The following is a 26,989-nucleotide window of genomic DNA, read 5'->3' as shown; positions in this document are numbered from 1 at the left end:
GCGTCGTGATGTCCCAGGCATGATCACCACGTTAATCCTGTGGAGTTACGCGCTGGCCGCTCTGCTGTTCGGTGCGCTGGCGCTGACCCAGGTCCGGCAGCCGAGCGGGCAATGGCCGCATGCCGCGTTCGTCGTTGCGCTCGCGACGACGAGCCTTTGGGCGCTTGCGGTCGCCGGGATCGACACGCGCGATGTCGCGACACGGATCGTCGCAAGCGCGCGCGACATCGCATGGCTCGGCTTCATGCTCGCGCTCGTCCGGCGCGATCGCGCCGGCAATTATGCGCTCGGCGCGGTGTATTTCGTGGTGATGGCGCTTGCCGGAACCGCGGCGATGCTCGCGGTTGCCGTGCGGATGGAGCTGGACGCCGAGGCGCTGACGGCGGTCGAGTCGGCCCGTGTCGTGTTTCGAATGATGAGCGCGGTCAGCGGTCTGGTGCTGGTCCACCATCTGTACCAGGCGGCACCTCCGTCGAGGGGCGGCATTCGTCTTGTCGTGCTCGCGCTCGCAGCGATGTGGGGCGTCGACCTGCTCGTGTCTGCGGGCGTGTATTTTGACATGCGGTGGATGCCCGCGGCGATCGTCGTGCGCGGCATCGTCATGACCGGCGTCGCGGCGTTGCTGGTGGTCGGCGTACACCGCAGCGGCGACTGGACGCTCGCCTTGTCGCGGCCGATCACGGTGCGTGCGTTGTCGACGGTGGCGTTGATCCTGTACGCCGGCCTGACCGCGCTCGCGACCAGCATCGCCGCCAGCTATGCCGGTCCCTATGTCCGCGTCGCCCAGACCGCGATCGTCTTCGGTGCGACCGCCGGCGCGTTGGCTATGCTCTCGACCCCTTGGCTGCGAGCCTGGACCAAGGTGAAGGTCGCCAAGCATCTCTTTCGTCATCGCTATGATTACCGCGCGGAATGGCAACGCTTTACCGACACGCTGGGCAAGCCGGCGGCCGGTGCCGATACGCTGCACGCGCGTGTCGTAAAGTCGATCGCCGACCTGACCGACTCGCCTGGTGGCCTGTTGCTGGTGGCCGACGGCATATCGCTAGGGCCGGAGGCCATGTGGAACTGGGACTGTGCCGCCACCGGTCCGCAGGATGACACGCTGGCCCGGTTCCTCGCCAGGGACGCCCGGATCATCGAACTGGATCGTGTCCGCGCAGGTACCGCACCGGCCGAAGACATGGCCAGCGTCCCCGGCTGGCTTCAGGAATGCCCGGATGCATGGGCGATCGTCCCGCTGATCCATGGCGGCGCGCTGGTAGGGGCGATCGTGCTCGCGCGACCACCCGTCGACCGGGCGCTCGACTGGGAAGATTTCGACCTGCTCCGGGTCGCCGGGCGGCAGGCGGCAAGCTATCTCGCCGAGGGCCGGGCGCATGCCGCACTCGCCGATGCGGCGCGGTTCGACGAGTTCAACCGGCGCTTCGCGTTTATCCTGCATGACATCAAGAACCTCGTCAGCCAATTGACGCTGGTCGCGCGCAATGCCGAGCGCCATGCCGACAATCCCGAGTTTCGCGTCGACATGGTTGCCACCCTCAGGGATTCTTCAGACCGAATGAACGTGTTGCTCGCTCGTCTCTCGCAGCATGGCCCGGTCCGCGGAGAGCCGCTTCAGCCGCTCGACGTCGCGGCGATCGTCGAGCGCGTCGCAGCCAGCCGACGTGGCCAGCACCCGATCGCCGCGCGCGCCGCGTCGGTTTTCGCGCTCGGTCACGCCGCGCGTCTCGAACAGGTGCTGGGTCATCTCGTCCAGAATGCGATCGAGGCGAGCGACGCCGATGCGCCCATCCTGCTGTCGGTCGAGACGGTCGGCGATCGGATCGCGGTCGACGTGATCGATCATGGCAACGGAATGGCGCCGGGCTTTGTACGCGACCAGCTGTTCCGCCCGTTCGTGTCCTCGAAACCGACAGGATTCGGTATCGGTGCGTTCGAGGCACGCCAGCTGGTGCATGCGATGGGCGGCGCGCTCGACGTCACCAGTCGCGAAGGTGAGGGGACTCGGTTCCGCGTCCTGCTTCCTGCGGTCGCGTCGCTGGAGGCGGCGGCATGAGCGGCGGCACGAGCGAGGGCCCGCGTCGGGTCCTGCTGATCGTTGAGGACGATGTTGGGCTTCAGCGTCAGCTTCGCTGGGCGTATGAAGGGTATGAGATCGTCGTCGCCAGCGATCGGACACAGGCGCTGGATGCGATCCGCGCGCATGAGCCCGCGGTCGTCACACTCGACCTGGGGTTACCGCCCGACCCGGACGGCGTCACCGAAGGGTTCGCCACGCTACGCGACATCCTCGCCATCAAGCCCGATACCAAGGTGATCGTCGCCTCTGGCCACGGCGCGCGTGAAAGCGCGTTGCAGGCGATCGCCGACGGAGCCTGGGATTTCTACGCCAAGCCGATCGATATCGATGCGCTGGGCATGATCGTCAGTCGCGCGTTTCACGTCCATGCGCTGGAGGCTGAAAACCGACGCCTCGCGGCACGGATCGACGCAGGCGGGTTCGGTGGCCTTATCAGCGCGTCGCCCGAGATGGCGGCGGTCACGCGTACGCTGGAGCGAGTCGCCCCCGCCAACGTCTCGGTGATGCTGCTCGGTGCGAGTGGTACCGGCAAGGAACTGCTCGCGCGCGGACTCCACGACGCCTCGCCGCGATCGCGCGGCAATTTCGTCGCAATCAACTGTGCGGCGATTCCCGAGACGTTGCTCGAAAGCGAGTTGTTCGGTCACGAGAAAGGCGCGTTCACCGGCGCCGTGAAGACGACCGAAGGCAAGATCGAACAGGCAGCCGGTGGCACGCTGTTCCTCGACGAGATCGGCGATGTGCCGCTGGCGCTTCAGGTAAAGCTTTTGCGGTTCCTTCAGGAGCGCGTGATCGAACGGGTCGGCGGACGCAAGGCGATCCCGGTGGACACCCGGATCGTCTGCGCGACCCACCAGAATGTCGACGCGATGGTCGCCGATGGGCGGTTCCGCGAGGACCTGTACTACCGCCTCGCGGAGATCGTCGTGCGGATCCCGGCGCTGGCCGATCGGACCGGCGACGCGGTATTGCTCGCGCGCCACTTCGTCACGCGCTACGCCACGTCGATGAACCCCGTCGTCACCGGCCTTGCTCCCGACGCGCGCGCTGCGATCGATGGCTGGGGGTGGCCGGGCAACGTCCGCGAACTGGAGAACCGGATCAAGCGTGCGGTTATCATGGCGGACGGCAAGCTGATCACCGCAACCGACCTCGATCTCGACGGCAAGGCGGAGGACGCGTCCATGCTCAATCTGCGCGCCGCGCGCGAGCTCGCCGATCGCAAAGCGATCCGCCAGGCGCTCGCGCGCTCGGATGGCAATATCGCGAGCGCATCGCGGTTGCTCGGGATCAGCCGACCGACGCTGTACGATCTGCTGAAAAGCTACGATCTCCATGCCTGAGGCGACCTATCCGATGCTGCGACGGCGCCGGCGGCGGCGGTTCAGGATGCCGATTGCGCTGTCCGCCGTGCTGTCCGGCAATCGTCCGCGGCTGCTCGCGATCTGCGTGTTGTGTCTGATGGTGGTGGCGGTCGGCGTCGGGTTGGCGATGCGCTCGCCGCGGCCCGATGCGCGCCGGTCGCTTGCCGACAGCCTGACGACGTTGGAGGCAGGGAATTACAGCGCGGCGCGGACCAATGCGCAAGCGGCCGTCGCCGCGATGCCGACGCTGGGAATCGCCCATGCCGTGCTGGCGCGCGCCTATCTCGAACTCGGCGATGGGCTTGCAGCCGAAGCCGAGCTCGCACGAGCGGTCGACGCCGGGCTGTCCGCGGATCGGCTACATCAGCTTCTGGCGCATGCACGCCTGTTGCAGGGCGACCCGGAAGGCGCGATCGACGAAGCCGCAGCGGCGCAGCCTCGCTACGCCGCCTATGCTCAGCGTATCCAGGCGCGCGCGCTTGCGTCGCAGGGCAAGCTGGCCGACGCACGCACAATCCTGCAGACGCTGCTCGACGGCGCGCCGGATGACTCAGCGGCATGGACCGATCTCGGCCGTATCCGACTGACTGCCGGCGATGTCGGCGATGCATCGGTCGCCGCAGCGCGCGCGGTGGCGCTGGCGCCGCGCGAGCCCTCCGCACTGACGCTGCAGGGCGAGGTGATCCGTGACCGCTACGGGTTGGTGGCGGCGCTGCCGTGGTTCGAAGCAGCGCTCAAGCGTGATGCCTATTACCATCCGGCGCTGATCGAATATGCCGCGACGTTGGGCGACGTCGGACGCAACGCCGACATGCTGGTCGCCACGCGGCGCGCATTGCAGGCCCGACCGGGTAGCCCTCAGGCGCTGTATCTCCAGGCGGTGCTCGCCGCGCGGGCAGGGCGAATCGACCTGGCCCGTGCGCTGCTTCGCCGCACGGGGGAGCGATTGGTGGGCTGCCGGGCGCGTTGCTGCTTTCGGCGAAGCTCGATCATGCGCAGGGTAAGTTCGAACAGGCCGCGACCACCTGGCGCCAACTGATGACCGAACAGCCGCTCAACATCGTCGCCCGACGCTTGCTGGGCGCGGCTCTGCTGCGTTCCGGCGATCCGCGTGGCGCGCTCGACGTGCTGCGACCGATCGGATTGCGCCGCGACGCCGACAGCTACACGCTCATGTTGATCGCGCGCGCCTGCGAAGCCACCGGCGACCGGGCTATGGCCGCACAATTTCTCGACCGCGCTGCGACCGGCCCCGCCGCACCTGCCGCTGCGTTTGCGACGGACGATTCGCTTGGCGCATTGATGGCCGGGGCCGATACCGCGATCGACGACCCGACCTATGTTCTTGGCGTGATCCGCGGCCAACTTGCTAGTGGCGATACCGCAGGCGCGATCACGCGTGCGCGTACGCTGGTAGCGGCGGGGCCGGGGGCACCGGCCGCGCAGCTGGCACTCGGCGACTCGCTGGTCGCCGCGGGGCGTTTTGGCGAGGCCGCCGGCACCTATGCGCGTGCGGCGGACCTCGCGTTCGACGAGCCGACGATGCTCAGGCTGGTCGACGCCCTGGGCCGCGCTGGTCGCGGCGAGGATGCCGCGGCGTCGCTTGCTTTGTATCTGTCGCAGAACCCTCAGAGCGTGGCCGGACAGCGGCTGCTAGGCCATTGGCAGGTTGCGTCGGGCGATTGGGGGCGGGCGATCGAGACGTTGGAAGGGCTCCGCCGCCGTGTCGGCAACCGCGATGGCGGCGTGCTTGTCGATCTTGCGCTGGCTTATGCGGGAAGCGACGATGGTGCGATCGCGGTCCGCTACGGCCGCGCGGCCTATGCCTTGATGCCGATGAATGCCGCTGCCGCCGATGCCTATGGTATCGCGCTGGCGGCGAGCGGCGATACCGCGGGCGCTCGGCAGGTGCTGGTCAAGGCGACCCGGCTCGCACCGGACGATGGTGCGATCGCAGGACATCTCCGCCAACTCGGTTGAAGGCCGTTCAGCCGGTGTCTTGCCAGCTGAAGGCTGTCTCGTTGGATGCTTGTTCAACCGGCTCCAAGCCGCCAAGAGCGAGCCATGACCGACCCATTGGACCGCATCGCCGCCGCGCTGGAGCGGCTCTCGCCGCCGCCGCCGCCGCCGGCCGATCCCCATATTCACCCCGCCTATGTCTGGCGTAGCGGATCGTTGGTTCCGGTCCGTCGCTTCGCGCCGCTCGCGCTCGACATGCTGATCGGCGTCGATCGTCAGAAAGCCGCGCTGATCGCGAATCTGCGTCATCTGGCGACCGGCTATGCTGCGCAGGACGTGTTGCTGTGGGGTGCCCGCGGCACGGGCAAGTCGGCGCTGGCGAAGAGCGCGGTCGGAGCGGTGCAGGGGAAGCACGGGATGCAACATCGCCTGGTGATCTCGCGCTCGTCGAGGTGTCGGATCTGAGCGGGCTACCGGCATTGTTCGATGCGTTGGCACGGGTCGATCGGGCCTTTGCGGTGTTCATCGACGATCTGGGGTTCGATGTGCCGGCCGATGCGCGCGCGCTGCGATCGATCCTGGAGGGCGGGGCAGAGCCGAGGCCCGCCAATGTTCGCTTGGTCGTCACCGCAAACCGTCGGCATCTCGCGCCACGTGATATCGCCGAACAGGAAAGCGCGATCAATCCGCGCGATTCGGCGGACGATCACATGGCCTTGGCAGACCGTTTCGGTCTCAGCCTGGGCTTTCACGCGTTGGATCAGGATGGGTATCTTGCGATCGTTGCGGCCTATGCCAGAGCAAACGATCTGAAGTTCGAAACCACCGATGCGATTTCGTGGGCAACACGCCGCGGGAGCCGTTCGGGCCGCGTAGCGTGGCAGTTCATCGTCGATCTCGCGGGCCGGGCCGGTAAGCCACTCTAGCCGCGAAACGAGTGGGCCGACGCGTTTCGCGTCGGCCCGAAACGCTTAGTTGCTGTCCGAATCGTCGTTGTTATCGTCCTTGACGATAGCAATCACGCCGATGGCTGCAACGCCAGCTGCGATCAGGATCGCGAAGATGCCGCCGCCGCCAGCGAGCTCGCTCTTGTTGGCAGTTGCCGAACCCGTGCGTGCGTTCGCAACCGACAGGCTGGCAGGAGCAGCCGACGCTGCAACCGAGGTGGTCATCATTGCAACAGCAAGTGCGCTGCCGGTAAGGGCCTTGAGCTTCATAAACATCTCCACAATAAACGAACCGAACTGCCGCAACGCAGCAATTGCAAGCTGGTTCCCCTAGTTATCAAAGGCATAAAAGTCCAGCTAAATCTAGTTTAAGACGTGCCTTCAACCATTTCTGCAAGCTCGAGCCAGCGTAGCTCGGCCGACTCCTTCTCGGCCCGCGCGCTTTCGATCGCCTTGGTCAGTCTCGCGAACGTCGCATTGTCGCGCATGTACAGGTCGGGCTTGGCGAGTTTAGCCGCATCGGCCGCCATCTGCGCGTCGAGTTCCTCGATTCGTTTGGGCAGCAATTCATAGTCTCGCTGATCCTTGTACGTCAGTTTCGCGCGGGGGCGGCAGCCGGCGGTGCAGTGGCGGCGACCTTCTTCGAGGCGCGCTTGCCGGTCGTCGTCGAGGCGCGACGCTTTTCCCAATCCTCATACCCGCCCGCAACGACATCGACCGTCCCCGAGCCGTCGAGCCCGAGCGTGATCGTCACGGTCCGGTCGAGGAAGTCGCGGTCATGGCTAACGATCAGCACGGTGCCGTCGTAATCGCCGATCACCTCCTGCAACAGGTCGAGCGTCTCGAGATCGAGATCGTTGGTCGGCTCGTCGAGCACCAGCAGGTTCGACGGCTTGGCGAATTCGCGCGCGAGCAACAGCCGCGAGCGCTCGCCACCCGACAGCGAGCCGATCTTCGCGTCGACCATGTTCGGGTCGAAGAGGAAGTCCTTCAGATAGCCGTGGATATGCTTGCGCACGCCGAGCACGTCGATCCATTCGCCGCCGTCGACGACGACCTCGCGGACCGTCTTTTCGGGCGCCATCAGGCTGCGCTGCTGGTCGATCACCACTGCGTCCAGGGTCTGCGCGAGCTTGATCGTGCCGCTGTCGGGTTGGATCTCTCCCGTCAGCAACTTGAGCAAGGTCGACTTGCCCGCGCCGTTGCGGCCGACGATGCCGATGCGGTCGCCCCGCGTTACACGGAGCGTCAGGTCGCCGATGATCGTGCGGTCGCCGTAGACCTTGGTGACGTTCTTGGCGTCGATCACGACCTTCGTCTTGGAGTCGTCGCTGCTCGTGGTCAGGTTCGCAGAGCCCTGCGGTCCGATCATCGAGGCGCGTTCGGCGCGCATCTCGTGCAGCTTGGTGAGACGGCCCTGGTTGCGCTTGCGCCGGCCGGTGACGCCGCGGAGCAGCCAGTGCTCCTCCAGCTTGAGGCGTGCATCGAGCTTCTCGGCCTGGCGCTGTTCCTCGGCATAGACCTGCTCGGTCCAAGCCTCGAACCCGCCAAAGCCGATCTCCGCACGCCGGATCGCGCCGCGATCGAGCCACAAGGTCTGCTTGGTGAGCCGTGTCAGGAAGGTACGGTCATGGCTGATCACGACGAATGCGCCGCGGAAGCGCTTGAGCCAGTCCTCGATCCATTCGATCGCGCCGATATCCAGATGGTTGGTCGGCTCGTCGAGCAGCAGCACGTCCGGGTCCTGCGACAGCGCCCGGACGATCGCCGCGCGACGCCGCTCGCCGCCCGACGCGGACGCCGCTTCGCGCGACAGGTCGATGCCGAGCTGGTCGGCGATCGAATCCGCCTCGTAGTTCACCGGCGCATCGTCGCCTGCCATCACGTAATCGCGCAGCGTCGCGAAGCCGCGCAGGTCGGGCTCCTGCTCGAGGATCACGACGCGGGTGCCGGGGACGATCGTCCTGCGCCCCTCGTCGGCGATGACGCTGCCGCCGAGCAGTTTCAGCAAGGTCGTCTTGCCGGCGCCGTTGCGGCCGATCAGCGCGAGCCGGTCGCGCGGTCCGATATGGATGTCGAGATTGCGAAAGAGCCATCCCGAGCCCTGGACGAGTCCGAGGCCTTCGAATGCTAAGATTGGTGCTGCCATGTTCGCGCCACGTAGGGGGCGAAGTGATGCAGGCAAGTTACACCGCGCGGGCTTCGTGCTGTCGGCGGCCTGTCGCGATCATTCACAGGCTGTTCAATGCGGGAGGCCTATGCCACCGCCATGAAGATGCTGCTTTTCCTTGCAACCCTGGCCGCTGCGCCGTTCCTGATGGGTGCCGCACCCATGCTGGCGGGCGAGCCCCCGCAGCGCCGCAGCGACCAGATGTCGGCGTTGCAGGCGCGCAAGACCGGAGCGCCGTCTTTGCGCGAGATCGAGTCCCGCGTAATCCCGACGATGCGGGGCGCGCAGTATCTCGGCTCCGACTATGATTCGGGCAGCGCCATTTACACGCTGAAATTCCTGCGCGATGGAACCGTCATCTGGGTCGACGTCGATGGCCGCACCGGCCAGATCGTCGGCCGCACGGGTCGCTGAAAACCCCAATCGAGAGGATAATCATGCGCGTTCTGATCGTCGAGGACGAGCCGAATCTCGGCCAGCAATTGAAGAATACCCTGGAGGGGGCCGGCTATGCGATCGATCTCGCGGTCGATGGCGAGGAGGGGCATTTCCTCGGTTCGACCGAGAATTACGACGCGGTCGTGCTCGATCTCGGCCTGCCCGAGATCGACGGTCTGACCGTGCTCGATCGCTGGCGCAAGGAGGGCAAGACGATGCCCGTGCTGGTGCTGACTGCACGCGACAGCTGGTCGGACAAGGTTGCGGGCCTCGACGCGGGCGCGGACGATTACGTCGCCAAGCCGTTCCAGAGCGAGGAGCTGATCGCGCGTCTTCGTGCGCTGATCCGTCGCGCGAGCGGCAACGCCTCGTCGGAGCTGACCGCGGGCGACATCCGCCTCGACACGCGAAGCGGCAAGGTGACGCGCGCTGGCGAGCCGGTGAAGCTGACCGCGCAGGAATACAAGCTGCTGAGCTATCTGCTCCATCACAAGGGCAAGGTCGTCAGCCGCACCGAGCTGATCGAGCATATCTACGACCAGGATTTCGATCGCGATTCGAACACGATCGAGGTGTTCGTCACGCGGATTCGCAAGAAGCTCGGCCAGGACGTGATCACGACGATCCGCGGCCTTGGCTACAGCCTCGAAGATCCGGACGCCTGATCGGCGCACGATGGACAGCGCGCCGGTCATAGACACGCCGATCCGTGTACCCGCCGCAGTGAAGGGGTCGCTGTCGCGGCGGATGATCCTGATCGCGGCGGTGTGGATCGGCGTGCTGCTCAGCGGCGGCGGGTTCGCGCTCGACCGCGTGCTGTCGGCGGCGGTGACGCGAAACTTCGACGACCAGCTCGAATACGTCCTCCGCTCGCTGCTGAACTCGTCCGAAATCGGTCCTGAGGGCGAGGTGATTTTCACCCGCGAAGCCGTCGCCGACCAGCGATTCCTCGAGCCGTATTCCGGACTATATTATCAGGTGTCGGCCAAGGGGCAGGACGACCTGCTGTCACGTTCGCTGTGGGATCGGAAATTGGCGTTCGGCAGCACGCATGACGATCGTACTGCGCATTTCTACGATAGCGCGCAGTTCCCCGACGAGAAGCTGCGGATCGTCGAGCGCGATGCGGTGATACCGGGATCGAAGGTGCATTGGCGGTTCCAGGTCGCGCAGAGCCGCGACGGGCTCGACGCGCAGATCACGACGTTGCGCCGGACGCTCGTCCGCAGCTTCGCGCTGCTGGCGCTCGGGCTGATCGTGATGGCGGCGCTGCAGACCTTCTACGGGCTGTGGCCGCTGCGGCGGGTGCGCGAGGAGATCGCGCGGATGCGCGCCGGCCAGTCGAACCGGGTGTCGAGCGCGATGCCGGTCGAGGTTGCGCCGATGGTCGAGGAACTCAACGCGCTGATCGAGCATAACGAGCGCCAGGCGGAGGAAGCGCGGCGTCACGCCGGCAATCTCGCGCATGCGCTGAAGACGCCGCTCACGGTCATCATGAACGCCGCCACCGCGCAGTCGGACGACCTTGCCGACACGGTGATCCGCGAGGCGCGGACGATGCGGCGGCAGGTCGATCACCACCTCGCGCGCGCGCGGGCTGTCGGGCGGCGCGGGTCGGCACATAGCCGCGCGGACGTGTGGCCGAGCCTCGAATCGGTCGAACGCGCGGTTGGGCGGCTGTATCGGCATGTTCGGATCGACGTGACGGGGCCGCGCGGGCTTCAGGTCCATGTCGAACGGCAGGATCTCGACGAGATGCTCGGCAATCTGATCGAGAACGCGGCGAAATACGGTGGCGGTAGCGTGTTCGTGACGGTCGGTGCGCAATCGGGGTTCGTCGAGTTCCTGGTCGAGGACGACGGCGTCGGTATTCCGGAAGAGGAGCGCGTGCGTATCTTCGATCGCGGGGTGCGACTGGATACGGGCAAGCCTGGGACCGGGCTAGGGCTCGCGATCGTGCGCGATGTGGCGGAGATCTACGAGGGGACCGTCGCGCTCGAAGAGAGCGAAGACCTTGGCGGGTTGCTCGTACGGCTCAGGCTGCCCGCGGCGAACTGACCCTGCTTCGATCCTCCCCTTGCAGGGCAGGATCACGTCACCCCCGCGAGCGGGCCTGGCGGTACGTCCCCAACACGCGCAGCCACTTCGAATGGAACCCGAGTTCCTCCAATGCATGATCGAGGTTTGCGTCGCCGGGCTTCCCAACCACATCCGCATAGAACTCGGTCGCGGAGAAGCTGCCGTTGCGCTGGTAGCTCTCCAGCTTGGTGATGTTCACCCCGTTGGTCGCGAACCCGCCGACCGCCTTGTAGAGCGCGGCGGGAACGTTCTTCACCTCGAAGATCAATGTCGTCATCCACTCAGCCCCGACCGGCTCTTGCGCCGCCGGGGGCTTGCCGCCCCGCGCGAGAACCACGAACCGGGTCGTGTTGTGATCCGCATCGGCGATGTCGGTCGCGAGCAGCTCCAACCCGTACAGCCCGGCTGCGGCAGGTGGCGCGAGTGCCGCGATCGCAGGATCGGCGAGTTCTGCGACCTTCGCCGCGGCGCCCGCGGTGTCGGGATAGCTCACCGGCTCGATCCCGTGCGCCTTCAGCCAATGCCGGCACTGGCCGAGCGCCTGCGGATGGCTCATCGCCTGGCGGATGCCGTCTCGCGGGCCGGCGCCCATCAACGCATGGCGGATCGGCAGGAAATGCTCGCCGGTGATCACCAGCCCCGATTCGGGGAGCAGAAAATGGATGTCGGCGACGCGGCCGTGGAGCGAATTTTCGATCGGGATGATCGCGCAGTCGGCGCGGCCGTCCTTCACCGCGTCGATCGCGTCGGAGAAATCGAAGCAGGGCAGGGGCAGGCCGTCGGGGAACGCCTCGACCGCCGCGACATGGCTGTTGGCGCCCGGCGCGCCCTGGAACGCGACCGCACGCGTCGGGTCTGCCGCAGCGGCCTCGGTCATCCGCGCGACGATCGGGCGGGCGGGTACGGCGAAGTTTTCCATGAGCCGGGCGCCTAGAGAGCGGAGAGGCCATGTTCAAGCGCGGCTTGCGGTGCGCGCCCGCGTTTTCTATGGCTGTCCCAAATAGAACAGGGGCGGACGCGCAATATGGACAATCGGACCAATACGATCGCCGGCTGGGTGCTCGCAGGGTGTGGCGCGGCGCTGGGTCTGTCGATCGTCGGGGGCATGATGTTCCACGGCGAGCGCCCCGAGAAGATGGGCTATGCGATCGAGGGCGTGGTCGCCGAGGGCGGCGAAGGTGCCGCCGCCGAAGTGCCGATCGCCTCGCTGCTGCCGACCGCCGACGCCGCCAAAGGCGCCGAAGTGTTCAAGAAGTGCGCCGCTTGCCACACGATCAACCAAGGTGGCGCGAACGGCGTCGGCCCGAACCTGTACGGCACGGTTGGTGAGGAAATCGCCAAGGGCAAGGGCGGATACGCCTTCTCCGCGGCGCTGGCGGGCGTCGGCGGCAAGTGGGACTTCGACAAGCTCAACGCGTGGCTGACCAGCCCGCGGAAGTTCGCGAACGGCACGAAGATGACGTTCGCTGGCCTGGGCAATGCGCAGGACCGCGCGAACGTGATCCTGTATCTCAACCAGCAGGGGTCGAACCTGCCGCTCCCCGCGGCGCCTGCGGCTGGTGCTGCGCCGGCGGCCAAGGCTGCGGCGGCAAAGGATCAGCCGGCGACGGCGAACGCAGCCGAGGCTGCAGCTACGAAGGGCGCGCCGACTGCCGACATCGCCAACACCGGAACGCCAGCGTCGGGTGCGCCGTCGGTCGATCCGGAAGCAGCGCGCAAGGGCGCTCGCTCGGAGAAGTAATCGCTACTGGCTGGGATGATCGGCGAGGCTTGATCCTTCCCCTTGATGGGGGAAGTTCCACGTTAAGGGTCGCAGTTGACGTTTCGATCCCGCTCTATTCCGTCATCCCGGCGGAAGCCGGGACCCACGGTTACGGTCAGCGTCATAAGCGGACGCTCCGTGTCCATGGGTCCCGGCATGCGCCGGGATGACGGAGTGGGTGGTAGTTGGAACCGCGAGTAAGCTTACCCCTCGGTCGCGTCCCGCTCGGCCCGCTCGCGATAGAACGACTGCACCGCGTCCCAGGCCTCGTCCGCGGTCTCGACATAGCGGAAGATCCCCAGGTCCTTCTCGCTGACGACGCCTTCCTCGACCAGCGCGTCGAAATTCACGACCCGCTCCCAGAATTCGCGTCCGAACAGCAGCACCGGGATCGGCTGGATCTTCCCCGTCTGGATCAGCGTCAACAGCTCGAACAGCTCGTCGAACGTCCCGAATCCACCCGGAAACGCCGCGAGCGCGCGGGCGTGCAGGAGGAAGTGCATCTTCCTGAGCGCGAAATAGTGGAACTGCACTGACAGCGACGGCGTCACGTACGGGTTCGGTGCCTGCTCGTGCGGCAGGACGATGTTGAGCCCGATCGACTCGGCGCCGACGTCGTCAGCGCCGCGATTGGCGGCTTCCATGATCGACGGACCGCCGCCCGAACACACCACGAACTGCCGCCAGCCACGCTCGTCACGCGGCAGCACGCTAACCTTCGCCGCCAGTTCCCGCGCGACGTCGTAATATTTCGACTTCTCGACCAGCCGCTCGGCGATCTTCTTCGACTTCTCGTCGGTCGCGAGCTTCAGCAGCGCCTGCGCCTTCGAGGGCTCGGGGATGCGCGCGGAGCCGTAGAACACGAACGTCGAGCCGATCTTCGCCTCGTCGAGGACGAGTTCGGTCTTCAGCAGTTCGAGCTGGAACCGCACCGGCCGTAGGTCTTCGCGCAACAGGAAATCCATGTCCTGGAAGGCGAGCCGGTAATGCGGGTGCTGTGTCTGCGGGGTGGAAACGGAGTCGCGGGCGGACTCGGCATCCTGGCTGGCGTTCGGAAAAACGCGCGTCGGTACTCGTGTATCTGTCATTCAGGCGCGATTAGAGGAAAGGGGCAGGGAGGGCTAGACCGAGTTACCCCAAGCTCCGTCCTCTAAGCAGCCGTCATCCCAGCGAAAGCTGGGATCCAGGGTTACGGACCGCGACGCTCTTGGCTCTTGGCTCTTGGCTCTGGGTCCTGGGTCGAGCTTAGGATGACGGCTGGGTGCGGGTCAGCGGCAGAAACCCGCGCGATCATCTTCGAGGTGGAGGTGGTTGCGGTGCGCGGCGTTGTAGTCGGGGCTGAGCACCGTTCCGAACCGCTTGCAGGCCGACGCGCGGATCGTCTGGAGGAATTGCTGGACCTGTGGGTCGGGCGAGTTCCAGTCGTTGAGCACGGTGATTCTGCCGCCCGTCCTTCAGCACGAACCCGCCGATATCGATCGCGTTGGCGATCGCGTGGCCGGAGCGCCGGTTTGCGTTGCGCGTCGACCCGACGATGTTGCGGCACGAATAGCTCCCCATGCTGTCGATCCGCGCGAGTTCGCTGCCGAGCATCTGGTACGCGGCCGGCGCGACCGCGTTGCGCGTCCAGCCGATGAACGCGCGCGCCGCGCCGCAACGGACCGCGGTGAGGTTGGCGACGGGGACGCCGATGTCGACGAGCTTCACGGTGCCGGCGAGCCCGCAACCGGGGCCGGTCTCGCGGTCGGGCAGGACCTGGAACGACACGTGCAACGTCCGTAGGTCGGCAAGGCACTGCGCTGTTTCCCGATTGCTCGGGACGGAGAGGTTGGGGCGGGTTTGTTGCGGGGCAGTGGGACGATCGGCACGTCCGCAGGCGGCAAGCAGAAGGGTGACGATAAGGGAATAAAATACGCGATACATGGGCGTACAATCCTCGCCTTGGCCATCATTGTCACCCTATCTCCGTTCGTGCTGAGCGAAGTCGAAGCATCTCGCCGCAGGCACGGGACCCTTCGACTTCGCTCAGGGCGAACGGCAGGGAGAAGAGTTGACACCCCCGCGAACGCCGCTAGGGCCGGCGACGGGCCACGCGGTCCCAACGCCGCGCGTGCTCTCTGTGAGGAGAGATACATGACTGATACGACCTACGCACCCGCTACAGATGCGCCTGCGCTGCCTGCTACGAAGCCCGCACGCCCCTTTTTCAGCTCCGGTCCCTGCGCGAAACCTCCGGGTTGGTCCGCGGACAAGCTTGCCACCGATTCGCTCGGTCGCTCGCATCGCTCGAAGATCGGCAAGACCCGCCTCCAGTACAGCATCGACCTGATGCGCGAACTGTTGAAGCTCCCCGATACGCACCGCATCGGCATCGTCCCCGGCTCCGACACCGGCGCGTACGAGATGGCGATGTGGACGATGCTCGGCGCGAAGCCCGTCACCGCGCTCGCGTGGGAAAGCTTCGGCGAGGGCTGGGTCACGGATGCCGTGAAGCAGCTCAAGATCGACCCCACGGTGGTGCGCGCCGATTACGGTCGGCTGCCTGACCTCGACGTGGTCGACTGGTCGAACGACGTGCTGTTCACCTGGAACGGCACCACCAGCGGCGTGCGCGTGCCGAACGCGGACTGGATCCCGGACGACCGCGAGGGTCTGTCGTTCGCCGATGCGACCTCGGGCGTGTTCGCCTACGACATTGACTGGACCAAGATCGATGTCGCGACATTCTCGTGGCAGAAGGTACTCGGCGGCGAGGGTGCGCACGGCGTGCTGATCCTTGGGCCGCGTGCGGTCGAGCGGTTGGAGAGCTACACCCCTGCATGGCCGTTGCCGAAGGTGTTCCGCCTCGTCTCCAAGGGCAAGCTGACCGAAGGCGTGTTCAAGGGCGAGACGATCAATACGCCGTCGATGCTGGCGGTCGAGGACGCGATCTTCAGCCTCGAATGGGCGAAGTCGCTCGGCGAGGACGGGCTGATCAAGCGCTCGGACGCGAACGCGGCGGCTTTGGACAAGATCGTGGCGGAGCGGGATTGGCTCGGCCATCTCGCGATCGACCCGGCGACGCGGTCGAAGACCAGCGTGTGCCTCACGGTCGAGGGTGCGGACGAGGCGCTGATCAAGGCGATGGCGGCGGCGCTCGAAAAGGCGGGCGCGGCGTATGACGTGGCGGGTTACCGCGACGCGCCTCCCGGCTTGCGCATCTGGTGCGGCGCGACCGTCGACACCGTCGATATCGAAGCGCTCGGCCCCTGGCTCGACTGGGCCTACGCGACCGCCAAGGCCGCTTAAACCACCCTACCGCGCTTCTTCCGTTAGCCCGCCTTCCAACAACTACCCTTAATCCGTCATCCCGGCGCACGCCGGGACCCATGGACACGGAGCGCCCGCTCATGAAGCGGACCGCAACCGTGGGTCCCGGCTTCCGCCGGGATGACGGGGAGGGTGGGGATGGGAACGGGAGCGAAGCCTTCCAATCCCCCGAAATTCCTAGGAGCAATCCCATGCCAAAAGTCCTCATTTCCGACAAAATGGATCCCCGTGCGGCGCAGATTTTCCGCGAGCGCGGCGTCGAGGTCGATGAGATCACCGGCAAGACACCCGCCGAACTGATCGCGATCATCGGCGAGTATGACGGCCTCGCGATCCGCAGCTCGACCAAGGTTACAAGGAAATCCTCGAGCACGCGACCAACCTGAAGGTCGTCGGCCGCGCCGGGATCGGTGTCGACAACGTCGATATCCCCGCCGCGTCGGCGAAGGGCGTGGTCGTGATGAACACCCCGTTCGGCAACTCGATCACCACCGCCGAGCACGCGATCGCCCTGATGTTCGCGCTCGCCCGCCAGCTGCCCGAGGCCGACGCCTCGACGCAGGCCGGCAAGTGGGAGAAGAACCGCTTCATGGGCGTCGAGCTGACGTCGAAGACGCTCGGCCTGATCGGTGCGGGCAATATCGGCTCGATCGTCGCCGACCGTGCGCGCGGCCTGAAGATGAAGGTCGTCGCGTTCGACCCGTTCCTGACGCCCGAGCGCGCGATCGAGATCGGCGTCGAGAAGGTCACACTCGACGAACTGCTCGCGCGCGCCGACTTCATCACGCTGCATACGCCGCTGACCGACCAGACGCGCAACATCCTCTCGGCCGAGGCGCTCGCCAAGACGAAGAAGGGCGTGCGGATCATCAACTGCGCGCGCGGCGGCCTGATCGACGAGGTCGCGCTGAAGGCAGCGCTCGACTCGGGGCAGGTCGGCGGCGCCGCGCTCGACGTGTTCGTCGAGGAGCCCGCCAAGGCATCGCCTCTGTTCAACACGCCGAACTTCGTCAGCACGCCGCATCTCGGCGCGTCGACGACCGAGGCACAGGTCAACGTCGCGATCCAGGTCGCCGAGCAGATGGCCGATTTCTTGATGTCGGGCGGCGTCACCAACGCGCTCAACATGCCGTCATTGTCGGCCGAGGAAGCGCCGAAGCTGAAGCCGTACATGGCGCTGGCGGAGAAGCTAGGGTCGTTGGTCGGTCAGCTGACAACCGGCGCAGTGTCGCGAATTTCGGTGCATACCGAGGGCGCGGCGGCTGATCTGAACGCAAAGCCGATCGTGAGCGCGGTGCTCGCCGGGTATCTTCAGACGCAGACCGCGACCGTCAACATGGTCAACGCGCCGGTGTTGGCGCGTGAGCGTGGTCTTGAGGTGCGTGAAGTGCGTACCGAACGCGAGGCGGATTATCATACGCTGCTGCGCGTCTCGGTGAAGACCGAGGATGGCGAGCGGTCTGTTGCCGGCACGCTGTTTGGCGATTCGGCGCCGCGTCTGGTGGAACTGCTGGGGATCAAGATCGAGGCCGATCTGGCCGGGCCGATGCTGTACGTCGTCAACGAGGATGCGCCGGGGTTCATCGGTCGTCTTGGGACGGCGCTTGGCGAGGCGGGCGTGAATATCGGGACGTTCCATCTTGGTCGCCGGTCTGCGGGTGGCGAGGCGGTGTTGCTGCTGTCGGTCGACGAAGCCGTGACGCCGGACTTGTTGACCAAGGTCCGCGCGCTCCCCGGTGTGAAGACCGCAATGGGCCTCAACTTCTAACAAGACTCCCTCTCCCCTTGGGGAGAGGGTAGGGGAGAGGGGCAGTACCAAGAGATGGCGTTTGGGGCGCCCCTCTCCCCGGCCCTCTCCCCAAAGGGGAGAGGGAGCAGTGACCAAGACCGACGACATCATGCTGGGCCGGGCGAAGGCGATGCGGTCCGGGCAGACCGGGCCGGAAATGCGGTTCTGGTACGAAGTTCGCGCCAAGCGCTTCCAAGGCGTGAAATTCACCCGCCAAGTGGTGATCGGTGCGTTCATCGCTGATTTCGTCGCGCGTTCGCACATGCTGGTCGTCGAGCTTGACGGCGATACGCACACCGACCAAGCACGCGACGCCCGCAGGACGGCGTGGCTGGAAGAGCAGGGATATCGGGTGATCCGTTTCGCCAATACCGATGTGATGACCAATCTCGAAGGCGTTTTGCAGGTGTTGGGCGATGCACTTGTTACACGCGTGGACCTGACACGATGACCGCACTCCTCCCCGAAGGTTTCCGAGATCGCCTCCCCGTTTGCCGATTCGGCAGCGGCGCTGGAAGCTCGCGTGCTCGAAGCAGCCCGACTCCACGGCTACGAACGCGTCGATCCGCCGCTCGCCGAATTTGCCGATGGTCTGGAAATGCGGCTGAAGGCTGGCGGCCTCCACGACGCTGTGCGCTTCGTCGATCCGGTGTCGCAACGCACGCTGGCGATCCGGCCGGACATCACCGCACAGGTCGCGCGGATCGCTGCCACGCGGATGGGGCATCACCCTCGGCCGGTTCGGCTGAGCTATGCTGGCTCCGTGCTGAAACTGCGCGCGTCGCAGCTCGCGCCCGCGCGTGAGACTCGGCAGATCGGCTGCGAACTCATCGGGCTCGACTCGGTCGCTGCTGCGCAGGAGCTCGTCGCGGTTGCAGTCGACATGATCTCGGCCGCCGACGTTACCGGCGCCTCGATCGACTTCACGCTGCCCGACCTGGTGCCGACGCTCGCCGCTGGGCCGCTCCCCGTGGCGGATGACCTCGTCGCAACCTTGCGCGATCGCCTCGACGCGAAGGATGCCGGCGCCGTCGCCGCGCTCGCCCCCGCCTATCTCCCGCTGATCGAAGCCGCCGGGCCGTTCGACCAAGCAATGGACCGCCTCCGCGCCTTCGACACGACCGGCGCTCTAGCCTCCCGCCTCGACGGCCTCGCCCGCATCGCCGAAGCACTCGACGGTCGCGTTGCGCTAACGCTCGACCCGACCGAGCGGCACGGCTTCGAATACCAGACCTGGCTCGGCTTCTCGCTCTTCGCCGATGGTAGCGCACGGGAAGTGGGCCGTGGCGGCACCTACACAGTCGTTCACGAAACTGGCGCCGAGGAAGCTGCGACCGGCTTCTCACTGTTCGCCGACGCCTTGGTCGAGCGTGTCGCCACCGTCGACCGTCGCCGCCTCTTCCTCCCGTTCGGCACGCCAGCCAGCGAAGGCGCCGCAATGCGCGCAAAAGGCTGGGTCACCGTCGCCGCACTCGACGCCGGCGACACCCCCGAAGCACAAGTCTGCACGCATCTATGGGTGGCGGGCGAGCCCCGCGCGCTGTAGGCGCTGCGCGTAATCCTCAGGAGATAGAGTTTGGCCAACGTAGCAGTCATCGGCGCGCAATGGGGCGACGAAGGCAAGGGCAAGATCGTCGACTGGCTCGCCGAGCGTGCCGACATGGTCGTGCGGTTCCAGGGCGGCCACAATGCCGGCCACACGCTGGTCGTTGGCGACAATGTCTATAAATTGTCGCTGCTGCCGTCGGGTATCGTCCGCGGTACGCCGTCGTTCATCGGGAATGGCGTGGTGCTCGATCCCTGGGCGCTGAAGGACGAGATCGCCCGGTTGGGCGCACAGGGCGTCGTTGCGACGCCGGAGACGCTGCGCATCGCCGATACCTGCGCGCTGATCCTGCCGTTCCACCGCGACCTTGACGGTCTGCGCGAGGACGCCAGCGGCGCCGGCAAGATCGGCACGACCCGCCGCGGCATCGGACCCGCGTATGAGGACAAGGTCGGTCGCCGTGCGATCCGCGTCTGCGACCTCGCGCATCTCGACGATCTCGGGCCGCAACTCGATCGCCTCACTGCGCATCACGACGCGCTGCGCGCTGGCTTCGGCGAGCCACCGATCGATCGCGCCCGCCTGGTTGCCGAGTTGCGTGAGATCGCCGGCTTCGTGCTGCCGTTCGCCAAGCCTGTCTGGCGCGACCTCAACGCCGCACGTTCGGCCGGCAAGCGCATCCTGTTCGAGGGCGCGCAGGGCGTGCTGCTCGATGTCGACCACGGCACCTATCCGTTCGTCACTTCCTCGAACACCATCGCGGGCGCCGCAGCCGGCGGGTCGGGCCTCGGGCCATCCGCGGTCGGCTTCGTGCTCGGCATCGCCAAGGCGTACACGACGCGCGTTGGTTCAGGGCCTTTCCCGACCGAGCTCGAGAACGAGACCGGCGAGCGCCTCGGCGTGCGCGGGCACGAATTCGGCACCGTCACCGGGCGTAAGCGTCGCTGCGGCTGGTTCGACGCGGTGCTGGTGCGGCAGGCGGCGGCGGTCGGTGGCATCACCGGAATCGCGCTGACCAAGATCGACGTGCTCGACGGGTTCGAGACCGTGTCGATCTGCACCGGCTACAAGCTGCGTGGCGAGACGCTCGATTACTTTCCGGCGCATGCGGCCGACCAGGCGCTGGTCGAGCCGATCTACGAGACGATGGAAGGCTGGCAGGAGACGACGGCGGGTGCCCGCAGCTGGGCCGACCTTCCCGCACAGGCGATCAAGTATATCCGCCGGATCGAAGAGCTGATCCGCTGCCCGGTGACGCTGGTGTCGACCAGCCCGCAGCGTGCCGACACGATCCTCGTCCGCGATCCGTTCTCGGACTGATACGCAAAAAAGCCGGGCGATCGCTCGCCCGGCTTTTCATTTACGTAAGAACGGTTGGATCAGCGCGGCGTGGTCGTGCCGGTCGTTCCGCCCGTGGTCGAACCCATCGAACCGGTGGTCGTGCCACCCATAGTGCCGCTCATCGTACCGGTCGTGGTGCCCGTGGTGCCGCCCATGGTATCGGCGCCTATCGTGCTGCCGGTGGTCCCGGACATCGTGCTGCCCGTCGTGCCGGTGCCCATGGTGCCGCTCGTCGTGCCCGACGTGGTACCGCGCGTACGGCTACGGGCCTTGGTGCCACGCTGCGTGCGCGTCGTGGTCGACTGCGTGGTCGTCGAGGGATTCGCCTGATTCATCGTGCCGGTCGACATCCCGCCGGTCGTGCCGCCCATGGTCGAACCACCCATGGTGCCGCCGCTCATCGTTCCACCGGTGGTGCCGCCCATCGAGCCAGTGGTGCCCGTCTGAGCCATCGCCACACCTGGAATGATCAGGGCTGCGGCTGCGATCGAAGTTAGAATACGCATTATCACTCTCCTAAGTTATTGAAGAGCAAGCGCTTCAGTGCCGCATATGTTCCGTCGTCAGCCGCACTGGCCCCGATGCAGCAACGCCTGGTCGGCCAGCACAAGCGCCACCATCGCCTCGACGACAGGGACTCCGCGGATACCAACGCAGGGGTCGTGACGCCCCTTGGTGGCGATCGTCGCAGCCTCGCCGGTCGGGCTGATCGTCTCGACCGGGGTGAGGATCGAACTGGTCGGCTTGAACGCGACGCGCAAGGTGATCGGCTGGCCGGTCGCGATCCCGCCAGCGATCCCGCCTGCATGGTTGGCAAGGAATTCCGGACCGTCCACGCCGGGACGCATCGGATCCGCGTTCGCCTCGCCCGACAGTGCGGCGGCGGCGAACCCGTCGCCGATCTCGATGCCCTTGACCGCATTGATGCTCATGCAGGCGGAGGCGAGTTCGGAATCGAGTTTGGCGTAGAGCGGCGCCCCCAGCCTGCGGGCACGCCGGTCGCCTCGCACGCGATTACCGCGCCGAGCGACGAGCCCGATTTCCGCGCGGCGTCGACAAGGATTTCCCAGCGAGCGGCCGCAACGGCATCCGGGCAGAAGAACGGGTTGTGGTCGATCTGTGCATCGTCGAAGTTGGCCGGATCGATCGCATCGCCACCGATCGCCTCGACCCACGCGCGGACATGGACCTGCGGCACGACTAGCCGCGCGACCGCACCGGCGGCGACGCGCGCTGCCGTCTCGCGGGCCGACGAGCGCCCACCACCACGGAAATCGCGAAACCCGTATTTCGCGTCATAGGCATAATCGGCGTGACCGGGGCGATACGCCTTGGCTACGTCGGAATAGTCCTTGGAGCGCTGGTCGACATTCTCGATCATCAGGCTGATCGGCGTGCCGGTGGTGCGCCCCTCGAACACGCCCGACAGGATGCGGACAGTATCCGGCTCGCGCCGCTGCGTGGTGAAGCGCGAGGTGCCGGGGCGACGCTTGTCAAGCCAGGGCTGGATATCGGCCTCGCTCAACGGAATGCCAGGAGGGCACCCATCGACCACCGCACCGAGCGCAGGCCCATGCGACTCACCCCAGGTCGTAAAGCGGAACAGCCGTCCGAACGTATTGAAGCTCATTCCGCTGCGACCGCATCCCAGGCAGCGCCGAACCGCTCCGCCATGTAACGGGCCGTGCCGAAACGGCCGGCCATGAGCCCCGCCACGGTAAAGTCAGCGTCGAGCGACTCCCAATGCAGGCCAAATCCGACGCCCAGAATTTCGACTTCGGCGATCTGGTCCGGGGTCGCGCGATCAAAGCCCTGCAACATATGCGGAGGGAACGCGAACGTCGATCCATTCACCAGATCGACCACGATCCGATCCTGGTCCCGATCGTAGCGCGCGCTTTTGGCCCGTGGCTTGGTCGCCATTGCGATGCGACCGCGCTCGTTCGCAGCCAGGATATCTTCGTCAGTCAGTTCGGCCATGGATTTCGACCCATCTCGTCAGCAGCATTGCCCGGTTCCGTGCGACGGCGGCAAGCGCACGCCGCTGCATCGCGCCGCTCAGTCGTTCCGCGTATAACATGCGCGGAGAGCCCCCGTCGCCTCCGATCTCGATCTTCGCTTCGCCGTCTCCGAATACATGAACATGCGCTGGTGCGTGATCGTCGAGGAAGATCATGAACCGCAGGCCATGCAGCCGGAGCACGGTTGGCACTAGACCAGCGCGATGTCGGGGGCGTCTTCTGCCTTCATGCCAATCACGTTGTAGCCGGCGTCGACATGGTGCGTTTCACCCGTCACGCCGCTCGCCAGGTCGCTCAGCAGGTACAGACCCGCGCCGCCGACGTCGTCGATCGTCACGTTGCGCTTTAGCGGCGAGTTCAGCTCGTTCCATTTCAGGATCAGGCGGAAATCGCCGATCCCGCTCGCGGCCAGCGTCTTGATCGGGCCCGCCGAAATCGCATTCACGCGGATGTTGTCGCGACCAAGATCCACCGCGAGATACTGTACGCTCGTCTCGAGCGCCGCCTTCGCCACGCCCATCACGTTGTAATGCGGGATGACCTTCTCGGCGCCGTAATAGCTGAGCGTCAGCATCGCGCCGCCCTCGGTCATCATCTTGGCGGCGCGCTGCGCAACCGCGACGAACGAATAGACCGATATGTTCATCGTCATCAGGAAATTGTCGAGGCTGGTATCGACGAACCGCCCGCGCAGCTCGTTCTTGTCCGAAAAGCCGATCGCGTGGACGACGAAGTCGATCGTCGGCCATTCTTCCGCCAGCTTGTCGAAGGTCGCGTCGAGCGCGCCCATGTCCGACACGTCGCAATCGAACAGCCGCGCCACGCCAAGCTGCTCGGCGAGCGGGCGGACGCGCTTCTCCATCGTCTCGCCCTGATAGCTGAACGCCAATTCGGCGCCTGCCTCGGACAGCTTCTTGGCGATCCCCCAGGCCAGCGACTTATCGTTCGCCAGGCCCATGATCAGCCCACGCTTGCCCGCCATCAAACCGTTCACGCCATCCCCGCCTATACCTGCATATCCGTAGCGGGTTGCTCTAGCGTTGTTTCGGGTGGTTCCGCCAGTGCCGCGTTGAGATGCGCGCCGAATACCAGCCCGAGCCCGATGACGTAGAAAAACAACAGCATGATGACAACGCCAGCCAGACTGCCATAGGTCAGGTCGTAACCACCGAGCCGCGACAGGATCACCGGCAGCAGCGCGGTCGCGCTGACCCACCAGGCGGTCGTGAACAGCGCGCCCGGCCATTTGCGGCATTTCGAATAGCGATAGCGCGACGGCGTCACCGAATAGAACAGCAGGTACAGCGCGCCGAACATCAGCAGGCCGGGGATAAGACGAGATAGCCCAACCCACCCGGCGGCGTCCTGCGCGAACGGCAGTAGGCGGTAGATGAACTGCTCGGCCGCGGTGAGGATACCCTGTACTAGGAACGACAGCAGCGCGATCACCACCGACAGGATGATCACCGCGGACGAGCCAAGCCGCGATTTCCAGAACGGCGCGGTTGCCTTGATCCCGTAGGCGCGGTGGAAGATGTCGCGGATCGTCTCGACGAAGCTGCCGACCGTCCACAGCCCGACGAGCGCACCAAGCCACAATAGCGACCCGGTCCGTGCGGCCAGCACGTCGGCGATCGGCTTGCGCAACAGATCACCGACGTTGGGCGGCAGGACGTTGAGGAACGACTCGACCGCGCGCACAGTCTCGACGCTCTGCCCAAAGATCGACAGGATCGCGGCGGCGACGATGAAGAACGGGAACACCGTCATCAGCGCGAGATAGGCGAGGTTGCCTGCGTGGATGAACCCGTCATTGAACACGCCGATCGCCGCGCGCTTGAAAACCTCGAACGCGTAGCTGCCGGGCCTGACCTTCGCCATGCCGCGATTGAGACGGGATCGCGCGGCGCCATGTTCGTGCGCGCGCGCTTCGGGCGTAAGGGGACTATCGTTCACAAGGCGTTCAGACGCCCATGGCCCCCCGCGGGTTCCCCGCATCGCGACCATCCCAGCTTTCGACGAACGCGGTCAGCGCCGCATCGCTCGCGGGAATGTCGATCATCAGCGTGACCAGCTGGTCGCCGCGCGTGCCGCCCTTCTTGTGGAAACCCTTGCCCTTGAGGCGGAGCGTCTTGCCCGAAGTGGTGCCCTTGGGGATCGTTAGCATCACCGGTTTGTCGACCGTCGGCGCCTTGACCGAACCGCCCAGCACCGCCTCGGCCAACGTGATCGGCAGTTCGAGGCGGACGTCGTCGCCATCGCGCGTGAAGAACTTGTGCGGCTGGACCTCGATCGTCAGGATCGCATCGCCGGCGCCGCCCGGACCCTGCTCGCCCTTGCCGGCAAGCTTCATCTGCGTGCCGGTCTCGACGCCGGCGGGGAGCTTGAGGTCGAGCGTCTTGCCGTCGGACAGCGTCACGCGCTGCGGCTCCAGCGTTGCGGCTTCGACGAACGGCACCTGCAGGCGATACGCGACGTTCTCGCCCTTGGGCTGCGGCCTGCGACCGAAGCCGCCGGAGAATCCGCCGCCACCGCCGCGCTGCGCGCCGCCGAACAGGCCCTCGAAGATGTCGCTCATGTCGGGGGCCCCGGGGCCGCTCTCATAGCCTTCGCTGCGGAAGCCGCCGGGCTGCGGTCGTCCACCGCCACCGCCGCCAAAGCCGAACGGCGACGCCGGATTGCCGTCGCCATCGATCTCGCCGCGGTCGAACCGCGCGCGCTTGTCCTTATCGTTCAGCAGGTCGTACGCGTTGGTGACCGTGCTGAACCTCTCCGACGCCTTCGGATTGTCCTTGTTGCGATCGGGGTGAAGCTCTTTCGCGAGCTTGCGGTACGCCTTCTTGATGTCGGCTTCGGTCGCGTCGCGCGCTACACCCAGAGTCTTGTACGGATCGGCCACTTACGTCCCCATTCTTACTTGCGCGTCTATGTGGGGCGAGCGCCCGCGCAACGCAATTGCGCGCGGGGTGTTTGGTTGCACGAAAGGAACGATCATGACCGACAAGCAACCGATGCAGGGCGTGCCGAAGGATGAAGATGGCGCGAAGGAGAAGGACGGCGTCAACAACGCGCCGGCCAAGGACAAGAGCGGCGAAAGCGGCGGCGGCTCGTATCCGAACCCGCACGACGAGAAGTAACGCCTTCATCCTCCCCTTGCAGGGGAGGATCGCATCGCTCTTATGCGGACTCCAACGGCGCAACATCGACGCTGACGTCCATGTTCTGCGCGCCCGACCCGAGCACCACGCCGTCGACCGGCGCGATCTCCGCATAATCCCGCCCGACCGCCATCACGATGTGATCGCTCGCCATCCAGATTCCGTTGGTCGGATCGACCCCGACCCAGCCACGCACCGGCCCGCACCACAGCAGCACCCACGCATGCGTCGCATCCGCGCCGACCAGCCGCGGCTGGCCCTCGGGCGGGATCGTGCGGATGTAGCCCGAGGCATACGCCGCGGGGAGGCCCGCCGCACGCAACCCGGTGATCATGATCTGCGCGAAATCCTGGCACACGCCCTTGCGCTGGAGGAACGCCTCGTGCGGCGGCGTATCGACCAACGTCGCGTCGGCGTCGAACTCGAACTGCTGCTGGATTCGCCGGGCTAGCGCGATGCCGGCCTCCAATGCACCGCGCGACGGATCGAGATCGGGTGCGCAATAGTCCGCGATCGCCTGGTCGAGCGGGATCAGCGGCGAGGGGTAGATATAGTTCGCCGGGCTCGCCGCAGACAGATCGGTGCTGGCCCGCGCCATCGCCGCGATCTCTGCGAGCGTCGGATCGCTGGCGTCGGGCACCGGCACGAGCCGATCTACCGTCATCCGCGACCGGCTCTCGATCGTCAGATGGCGCACCGGGCTGTCGACCACCAGCCGGGTCACGTTGGCGAGTCCTGCCTCGGCGCGCGCGGCACTGGTCCGCCCCGCCGGGTGCACCGACAGCGCGTAGGAATCCAGGTGCTGCCCGGGCCAGTCGATCGGCTTCAACCGCAGATTGCACCGCGCGAACTTGACGCTCGCGCCGTAATCGAACGTCGTGACGTGGCGGATATCGTAGATCATAAAATCCTCCCCGGCACGGGGAGGGGGACCGCCAGCCGCTTGCTGGTGGTGGAGGGGGCGCCACGGAGGATACGCTGGTGGACAGCCCCTCCACCATGCGCTGCATGGTCCCCCTCCCC

Annotated in this window: 22 protein-coding genes and 6 pseudogenes; 15 read left to right on the top strand and 13 right to left on the bottom strand. The window is 66.3% G+C overall.

What is annotated here, in order from left to right:
- Positions 1 to 19: 19 nt before the first annotated feature.
- From prsK to QP164_RS12910, 5 genes and pseudogenes are all read left to right on the top strand, one after another.
- The gene (prsK, locus tag QP164_RS12930) at positions 20 to 2,059 is read left to right on the top strand and encodes an XrtA/PEP-CTERM system histidine kinase PrsK (protein WP_333923393.1); all 2,040 of its coding nucleotides are present in this window, start codon (positions 20 to 22) and stop codon (positions 2,057 to 2,059) included.
- On the top strand, positions 2,056 to 3,426 hold the full coding sequence (gene prsR, locus QP164_RS12925) for a PEP-CTERM-box response regulator transcription factor (RefSeq protein WP_333923392.1): 1,371 nt from the start codon (positions 2,056 to 2,058) through the stop codon (positions 3,424 to 3,426). Before prsK ends, prsR begins: the two co-directional genes overlap by 4 nt.
- A gap of 13 nt (positions 3,427 to 3,439) precedes the next feature.
- Positions 3,440 to 4,486, top strand: a complete 1,047-nt coding sequence (locus tag QP164_RS12920; protein ID WP_333923391.1) for a tetratricopeptide repeat protein — start codon at positions 3,440 to 3,442, stop codon at positions 4,484 to 4,486.
- Positions 4,486 to 5,427, top strand: coding sequence for a tetratricopeptide repeat protein (locus tag QP164_RS12915; RefSeq protein WP_333923390.1), 942 nt, complete (start codon positions 4,486 to 4,488; stop codon positions 5,425 to 5,427). The genes QP164_RS12920 and QP164_RS12915 overlap by 1 nt, the downstream gene beginning before the upstream one ends.
- An 84-nt stretch (positions 5,428 to 5,511) precedes the next feature.
- Positions 5,512 to 6,332, top strand: a pseudogene (locus QP164_RS12910) (DUF815 domain-containing protein).
- 45 nt (positions 6,333 to 6,377) lie between these two features.
- On the opposite strand, the gene QP164_RS12905 reads toward QP164_RS12910, so the two are convergent.
- Positions 6,378 to 6,659: a hypothetical protein gene (locus QP164_RS12905; protein WP_333923389.1), complete on the bottom strand. Its 282-nt coding sequence runs from the start codon at positions 6,657 to 6,659 to the stop codon at positions 6,378 to 6,380.
- A gap of 62 nt (positions 6,660 to 6,721) precedes the next feature.
- Positions 6,722 to 8,502, bottom strand: a pseudogene (locus QP164_RS12900) (ABC-F family ATP-binding cassette domain-containing protein).
- 120 nt (positions 8,503 to 8,622) lie between these two features.
- Between QP164_RS12900 and QP164_RS12895 the strand changes: the two are divergent.
- From QP164_RS12895 to QP164_RS12885, 3 genes are all read left to right on the top strand, one after another.
- Positions 8,623 to 8,937 (top strand): hypothetical protein, encoded by a 315-nt coding sequence (locus tag QP164_RS12895; protein ID WP_333923388.1) that lies wholly within the window; start codon positions 8,623 to 8,625, stop codon positions 8,935 to 8,937.
- 23 nt (positions 8,938 to 8,960) lie between these two features.
- Positions 8,961 to 9,626: a response regulator transcription factor gene (locus QP164_RS12890; protein ID WP_056061146.1), complete on the top strand. Its 666-nt coding sequence runs from the start codon at positions 8,961 to 8,963 to the stop codon at positions 9,624 to 9,626.
- An 82-nt stretch (positions 9,627 to 9,708) separates the two neighbouring features.
- Positions 9,709 to 11,019 (top strand): sensor histidine kinase, encoded by a 1,311-nt coding sequence (locus QP164_RS12885; protein ID WP_132736936.1) that lies wholly within the window; start codon positions 9,709 to 9,711, stop codon positions 11,017 to 11,019.
- A 37-nt stretch (positions 11,020 to 11,056) separates the two neighbouring features.
- Here the strand turns inward: QP164_RS12885 and QP164_RS12880 are convergent, their stop codons facing one another.
- On the bottom strand, positions 11,057 to 11,959 hold the full coding sequence (locus tag QP164_RS12880) for a prephenate dehydratase (RefSeq protein ID WP_132895609.1): 903 nt from the start codon (positions 11,957 to 11,959) through the stop codon (positions 11,057 to 11,059).
- A 105-nt stretch (positions 11,960 to 12,064) separates the two neighbouring features.
- Here QP164_RS12880 and QP164_RS12875 point away from each other — a divergent pair, with 105 nt between their 5' ends.
- Complete coding sequence (locus tag QP164_RS12875) at positions 12,065 to 12,781, top strand: c-type cytochrome (protein ID WP_333923387.1); 717 nt, start codon at positions 12,065 to 12,067, stop codon at positions 12,779 to 12,781.
- Between the two features lie 224 nt (positions 12,782 to 13,005).
- Here the strand turns inward: QP164_RS12875 and QP164_RS12870 are convergent, their stop codons facing one another.
- Together QP164_RS12870 and QP164_RS12865 are read right to left on the bottom strand one after the other, a co-directional pair.
- Positions 13,006 to 13,890 (bottom strand): TIGR00730 family Rossman fold protein, encoded by an 885-nt coding sequence (locus QP164_RS12870; RefSeq protein ID WP_333923386.1) that lies wholly within the window; start codon positions 13,888 to 13,890, stop codon positions 13,006 to 13,008.
- Between the two features lie 180 nt (positions 13,891 to 14,070).
- Positions 14,071 to 14,725, bottom strand: a pseudogene (locus QP164_RS12865) (extensin family protein).
- 210 nt (positions 14,726 to 14,935) lie between these two features.
- Here QP164_RS12865 and QP164_RS12860 point away from each other — a divergent pair.
- The 5 genes and pseudogenes from QP164_RS12860 to QP164_RS12840 all read left to right on the top strand — a co-directional run bounded on the left by QP164_RS12860 (position 14,936) and on the right by QP164_RS12840 (position 20,766).
- The gene (locus QP164_RS12860) at positions 14,936 to 16,090 is read left to right on the top strand and encodes a phosphoserine transaminase (RefSeq protein WP_333923385.1); all 1,155 of its coding nucleotides are present in this window, start codon (positions 14,936 to 14,938) and stop codon (positions 16,088 to 16,090) included.
- Positions 16,091 to 16,302: 212 nt separating this feature from the next.
- A pseudogene (serA, locus tag QP164_RS12855) lies at positions 16,303 to 17,879 on the top strand (phosphoglycerate dehydrogenase).
- Positions 17,880 to 18,030: 151 nt separating this feature from the next.
- The gene (locus tag QP164_RS12850; protein WP_056061804.1) at positions 18,031 to 18,351 is read left to right on the top strand and encodes an endonuclease domain-containing protein; all 321 of its coding nucleotides are present in this window, start codon (positions 18,031 to 18,033) and stop codon (positions 18,349 to 18,351) included.
- Positions 18,348 to 19,446, top strand: a pseudogene (locus QP164_RS12845) (ATP phosphoribosyltransferase regulatory subunit). The gene QP164_RS12850 and the pseudogene QP164_RS12845 overlap by 4 nt, the downstream one beginning before the upstream one ends.
- Before the next feature lie 30 nt (positions 19,447 to 19,476).
- The gene (locus QP164_RS12840; protein WP_333923384.1) at positions 19,477 to 20,766 is read left to right on the top strand and encodes an adenylosuccinate synthase; all 1,290 of its coding nucleotides are present in this window, start codon (positions 19,477 to 19,479) and stop codon (positions 20,764 to 20,766) included.
- Between the two features lie 59 nt (positions 20,767 to 20,825).
- Here the strand turns inward: QP164_RS12840 and QP164_RS12835 are convergent, their stop codons facing one another.
- The 7 genes and pseudogenes from QP164_RS12835 to QP164_RS12805 all read right to left on the bottom strand — a co-directional run bounded on the left by QP164_RS12835 (position 20,826) and on the right by QP164_RS12805 (position 25,707).
- Positions 20,826 to 21,293, bottom strand: a complete 468-nt coding sequence (locus tag QP164_RS12835) for a hypothetical protein (protein WP_333923383.1) — start codon at positions 21,291 to 21,293, stop codon at positions 20,826 to 20,828.
- A 57-nt stretch (positions 21,294 to 21,350) separates the two neighbouring features.
- Positions 21,351 to 22,417, bottom strand: a pseudogene (aroC, locus tag QP164_RS12830) (chorismate synthase).
- The gene (locus tag QP164_RS12825) at positions 22,414 to 22,767 is read right to left on the bottom strand and encodes a DUF2442 domain-containing protein (RefSeq protein WP_333923382.1); all 354 of its coding nucleotides are present in this window, start codon (positions 22,765 to 22,767) and stop codon (positions 22,414 to 22,416) included. Before QP164_RS12825 ends, aroC begins: the two are co-directional and overlap by 4 nt.
- Positions 22,751 to 22,963 carry a DUF4160 domain-containing protein gene (locus tag QP164_RS12820; RefSeq protein WP_243643245.1) on the bottom strand — a complete coding sequence of 71 codons (213 nt, stop codon included), beginning with the start codon at positions 22,961 to 22,963 and terminating at the stop codon, positions 22,751 to 22,753. Before QP164_RS12820 ends, QP164_RS12825 begins: the two co-directional genes overlap by 17 nt.
- A 35-nt stretch (positions 22,964 to 22,998) precedes the next feature.
- Complete coding sequence (gene fabI, locus QP164_RS12815) at positions 22,999 to 23,790, bottom strand: enoyl-ACP reductase FabI (RefSeq protein ID WP_056054995.1); 792 nt, start codon at positions 23,788 to 23,790, stop codon at positions 22,999 to 23,001.
- 23 nt (positions 23,791 to 23,813) lie between these two features.
- Positions 23,814 to 24,689, bottom strand: coding sequence for a YihY/virulence factor BrkB family protein (locus QP164_RS12810; protein ID WP_333928694.1), 876 nt, complete (start codon positions 24,687 to 24,689; stop codon positions 23,814 to 23,816).
- A gap of 82 nt (positions 24,690 to 24,771) precedes the next feature.
- Complete coding sequence (locus QP164_RS12805; protein WP_333923380.1) at positions 24,772 to 25,707, bottom strand: DnaJ C-terminal domain-containing protein; 936 nt, start codon at positions 25,705 to 25,707, stop codon at positions 24,772 to 24,774.
- Between the two features lie 94 nt (positions 25,708 to 25,801).
- On the opposite strand from QP164_RS12805, the gene QP164_RS12800 reads away from it, so the two are divergent.
- A complete protein-coding gene (locus QP164_RS12800) occupies positions 25,802 to 25,945 on the top strand; it encodes a hypothetical protein (protein ID WP_333923379.1) in 144 nt (47 codons plus the stop codon).
- Positions 25,946 to 25,985: 40 nt separating this feature from the next.
- On the opposite strand, the gene QP164_RS12795 is transcribed toward QP164_RS12800, so the two are convergent.
- The gene (locus QP164_RS12795) at positions 25,986 to 26,870 is read right to left on the bottom strand and encodes a transglutaminase family protein (protein ID WP_333923378.1); all 885 of its coding nucleotides are present in this window, start codon (positions 26,868 to 26,870) and stop codon (positions 25,986 to 25,988) included.
- Positions 26,871 to 26,989: the final 119 nt, after the last annotated feature.

The sequence above is a fragment of the Sphingomonas sp. LR59 genome, assembly GCF_036855945.1.
Lineage (GTDB): Bacteria > Pseudomonadota > Alphaproteobacteria > Sphingomonadales > Sphingomonadaceae > Sphingomonas.
Note: the sequence above shows the minus strand (reverse complement) of the source record. Positions and strands in the feature narration are given on the sequence as shown.